Source organism: Streptomyces sp. SID14436, assembly GCF_010548465.1.
Lineage (GTDB): Bacteria > Actinomycetota > Actinomycetes > Streptomycetales > Streptomycetaceae > Streptomyces.
The window spans coordinates 1-884 of the sequence record NZ_JAAGMD010000439.1 but is presented as its reverse complement, the minus strand read 5'-3'; the positions used below and the strand labels follow the sequence as shown (position 1 = coordinate 884).

The following is an 884-nucleotide window of genomic DNA, read 5'->3' as shown; positions in this document are numbered from 1 at the left end:
GCCGTCATCGCGCGTGCACGGGCGCTTCGCGTTCGGCGTCGGCCGCGTTCGGCGCCGGCGACGCGAGGGGCGCGTTGACCGCGTCCGGCACGGGCATGCCGGTGAGCGCCAGCAGCACCGACTCGGCCGCCTGCGTACCGGCCCGCTCCTGCGCCTCGGGCGTGCTCGCGCCCAGGTGCGGCGTCACGATCACGTTGTCCAGCGTGAACAGCGGGGAGTCGGTGCAGGGCTCGTGCGCGTACACGTCCAGGGCGGCGCCCGCGATGCGCCCCTCCGCCAGCGCCGCGTACAGCGCCCGCTCGTCGACGATGCCGCCGCGCGCCGCGTTCACGATCCGCAGGTCGCCCCGGACGCGCCGGAGGGCGTCGGCGCCGATCAGCCCGGCGGTCCCGCCGGTCAGCGGCAGGTGGACGGTGAGGAACTGGGCCCGGGCGAGGAGTTCGTCGAGGCCGGTCAGCCGCACCCCCAGGGCGTGGGCGTGTTCGGCGTCCGCGTACGGGTCGTGGGCGATCACCTCCATGTCGAAGGCGGCGAGCCGGCGCGCCACCAGCGAGCCGATCCGGCCGAGGCCGAGCACGCCGAGGGTCTTGCCCGCCAGCTCCACGCCGGTGAACGCGCTCCGCGCCCAGCGTCCGTCCCGGAGCGCGGCGTCGGCCTGCGGGACGTGCCGGGCGAGGGCCAGGAGCAGGGCGACGGCGTGCTCGGCGGCGCTGACCACGTTGGACGCGGGGGCGTTGGCGACGAGCACTCCGGCGGCGGTGGCCGCGGGGACGTCCACGTTGTCGAGGCCGACCCCGGCCCGGGCGACCACCCTCAGCCGCGGGGCGGCGGCGAGGGCCTCGGCGTCGATGCGGGTGGCGGAGCGCACCAGCACCGCGTCGGCC

1 pseudogene is annotated in these 884 nt (G+C 77.7%); it reads right to left on the bottom strand.

Features of this window, described 5'->3' with window-relative positions:
- Positions 1–73: 73 nt before the first annotated feature.
- A pseudogene (locus G3I53_RS15125) lies at positions 74–884 on the bottom strand (hydroxyacid dehydrogenase); the annotation flags it as partial.